Source organism: Streptomyces nanshensis (genome assembly GCF_001751255.1).
Taxonomy (GTDB): domain Bacteria; phylum Actinomycetota; class Actinomycetes; order Streptomycetales; family Streptomycetaceae; genus Streptomyces; species Streptomyces nanshensis_A.
Window position 1 is genome coordinate 1 of sequence record NZ_LJGW01000319.1, and the last position, 3,082, is coordinate 3,082.

General features: G+C 73.3%; 3 protein-coding genes. 1 reads left to right on the plus strand and 2 read right to left on the minus strand.

All coding sequences use genetic code 11. The features are described from left to right. Both AN218_RS18820 and AN218_RS18825 read right to left on the minus strand, forming a co-directional pair. A partial coding sequence (locus AN218_RS18820) for a phosphoribosyltransferase domain-containing protein (protein WP_171908715.1) occupies positions 1-896 on the minus strand: 896 nt, incomplete at its 3' end. After that, positions 893-2,092, minus strand: coding sequence for an HpcH/HpaI aldolase/citrate lyase family protein (locus AN218_RS18825; protein WP_070018055.1), 1,200 nt, complete (start codon positions 2,090-2,092; stop codon positions 893-895). The genes AN218_RS18825 and AN218_RS18820, both read right to left, overlap by 4 nt. 258 nt (positions 2,093-2,350) lie before the next feature. On the opposite strand from AN218_RS18825, the gene AN218_RS18830 reads away from it, so the two are divergent. Beyond that, a partial coding sequence (locus AN218_RS18830; protein ID WP_141747622.1) for a TerD family protein occupies positions 2,351-3,082 on the plus strand: 732 nt, incomplete at its 3' end.

Genomic DNA, 3,082 nt, shown 5'->3' on the forward strand with positions numbered 1-3,082 from the left:
CGCCCGGCTGCCGCCTCGGCCTCCGCCACGAGCCGCCGTCCGCGCTCCAGCACGTCGTGCGGCAGCGAGACCCGGCCGCGCGCGAGCGCCACCACGTCGACGCGGGCGCCGAGTTCGGCCGCCGCCTTCTCCAGCGCCGCCGCGTCGTCGTCGGAGCGCATATCGGTGAGCGCCACCACGACATACCGCTCCCGTGGATGCCGCCGGTGCAGCGCCGCCACGGTGTTGCGCACGGTGCGCCCCGTGGAGAACTCGTCGTCGACGAGGACCAACGGCCCGTCGCCCCGCAGCAGTTCCGGGTCCTCCGGCAGCAGCAGATGGGACGTGGCGTGGCTGTGCTCCTCCTCGAAGCCGCCGGCGGCCGCCACCCCCGGCACCGCCCGCCGCGTCGAGTGCAGGAACGGTACGCCGCCGATGCCGTCGGCGACGCTGTGGCCCAGGGCCGTGGCGGTCTCCGCGTAACCGAGGACCACCGCACGGGCGGCGAGGTCCTCGCCCAGCAGGTCCCGTACGCGTCGCCCCAGCCGCAGGCCCGTCCCGTAGACGGTCGCGGGCCGCTCCGGTACGTGCTTGCCCAGGACGCGGGAGACGAGGAGATGCGCGCGCTTGGGGTTGCGGCGCAGCGCGAGGCCCACCAGTTCCCGCAGGCGGCCGGTCTCATCCCCGGTCCCGGTCCCGTCCGCGTCCGCGCCGCCGAGTCCCGTCCCGCCGGGTCCCGTGCCGTTCGGCCCGGCACCGCTCAGCCCGACGCCCAGCCGCCCGGCGACCCACTCGCCGGACCACACCGCGTCACCGTCCCCGTAACCGGCCCCGTGACCGGCCCCGTCGCCGGCTCCCTCATCCGAACCGTCCACCCGCACCGCACCGTCCAACGCGCCGCCCCTCCCGTCGCTCATCTCTCTCCTGCCGGCTCATCGGCCGCACGCGCCCCGGCCGCCAGAAGGTCGACGAACCCGACGCCCTCGCGGGCCACTCCGAACATCTCCGCGCGCAGCAGGGTCCTCTCCGCCCAGGCCCGGTGCGGCTTCACCTCGTTCATCTTGTTCGTGTACGCGGATCGCACAACACCGCCTCCGCTGCGCTCGGGCCGCAGGATGTCCGTCGCATCGCTGTACTCCTCCAGGCTGACCACGGACAACGCGTGCACCGGCAGCACATGGGAGGGGTGGATGCACGTCTTTCCCAGCAGGCCGTTGGCGCGGTCGAGTTCGATCTCGCGCAGCAGCCCGTCCATGTCGTGGTCGATGAGCGCGGTACGCAGCTCCTCGGCCCGCCCCGTGAAGATGCTCTGCCTCAACTGCGGCTTGAACATCCGCTCCTGGAGCCGGAAGTACTCCCACACGGGCCCGGTGACGGTGTGGCCGGTGCCGTCCGCCCGGCCCAGGACGTTGACGACGTCCCCGATGACGGACGCCACGAGCTGGACGTCGTACGCCGTCATCTCCGGTGTGCGGCGCAGCCCGTACGCCGAGCAGAAGTCCGTCACGCCGAGCCGCAGCGCCAGCACCCGCTCCCGGTACTTGTCGACGGCGCGGGCGATCCCCGCCAGCGTCCCGGCGCGCCCCTCCAGATGCAGCAGACCGGGGGACTCCAGCACCGGCATGGCGAACAGCCGCCGCCCTGCGGAGGTTTCGGCCTCCGTCAGCGCCTCCAGGAACGGAATGCCGCACTCCTCGGTGAACTTCGGCAGCACGAACCCCGACAGCAGCCGTACCGCCGCCCCCAGACGCGCGACCAGATCCGTGATCTGCCCCGGCTCGCGCACCCGGATGAACAGCAGCGGCACCTCCCGCTCCGGCAGACCCGCCTCGCCCGACGCCAGCGACGCGAACTGCCGGACGAGATTCTCCTCCGCGTCCGCCACGTCCGCGTCGCCGATGGAGTCCTCCAGGCACAGCACCATGGAGACCACGCCCCGCCGTGCCTGCTTGGCCACGTCGGCGGCGAGGCCGGTGCGCGTCGCGGGGCAGTAGAGGGTGCCGCCGAGCGCGGTCGCGAGGGTGCGTCCCGGCGACTGCGCCGTGAACTCGCCGGGCTCGTACTGGAATAGCCCGTTCCGCACCGCACGCGGAAGGTGACCGAAGTGCCGCATCCGTGACCCCGTTTCCCTTCGCGCGGGCGCCGGCGCTCCGGCCGCCCGGCATCCGCGACGGCCGACGCCGCCGCTGCAAGTCGTGCGCCGCCGTACCGGCCCGACGTCCACCGGCGAGAAGCAGCCGCTCATCGTACGTACGGGAGGGGGTCATTGGTTCCGTCCGGGATGAAGAATGTGTTACCGCCCCGCACCAGACCTGCCCCTCGCGCGCCTCCCACGTTGTCGCGGCACACAGGCGGAGGGCAGGATGAGGGCATGACGCACGCCATGGTGAAGGGCTCGAACATCCAGTTGGACACTGTGGCGGTGCGCGCCGTCCTGTGCTGGCCTCCCGGCTCGGGGGTGCCGGACGTCGACGCGTCCGCGCTGCTGATCGACGAGGGCGGAAGCGTCACCTCCGACGAGGACTTCGTCTTCTACAACCAGCCGGAGCACCCCTCGGGCGCGGTGCGCCATCTGCCCAAGTCCCAGGAGCAGGACGGCATGCACGACGCCGTCGAGACCGATCTGGGCGCCGTCGCCCCGCATGTGGACCGGGTGCTGCTGGCGGCGTCCACCGACGGCGGCACCTTCGCCGACGTACGGCAGCTCCGGCTGCTGCTGTACGCCGAGGGCGGGGCGGGCGCCGAACCGCTGGTGCGGTTCGACATCGAGCCGGAGACGGGCGCCGAGACGGCGCTGATCTGCGGAGAGCTCTACCGGCGCGGCACCGGCTGGAAGTTCCGTGCGCTCGGGCAGGGTTACGACACCGGACTTCTCGGTCTGGCCACCGAGTACGGGATCACCGTGGAGGAGCCGGGCAGCGGGCCGGGGTCCGGCTCCGGGCCCGGACTGGGCGGGCCGCGGCCCGAGCCCGAGCAGGGGAACGGCGCCGCGGTGCCGCCGCAGACTCCCCCGCCGACCCATGTCTCCGCGCCCGTACCGGAGCCGACCGTACCGGCCTTCAACAGCCAACTGCCGCCGGAGCCCGAGGACTTCCCGCTGGCC

Bases quoted from the DNA above. Each gene is read 5' to 3' on its own strand.
- AN218_RS18825 (WP_070018055.1), bottom strand. From the start codon at position 2,092: ATGCGGCACTTCGGTCACCTTCCGCGTGCGGTGCGGAACGGGCTATTC.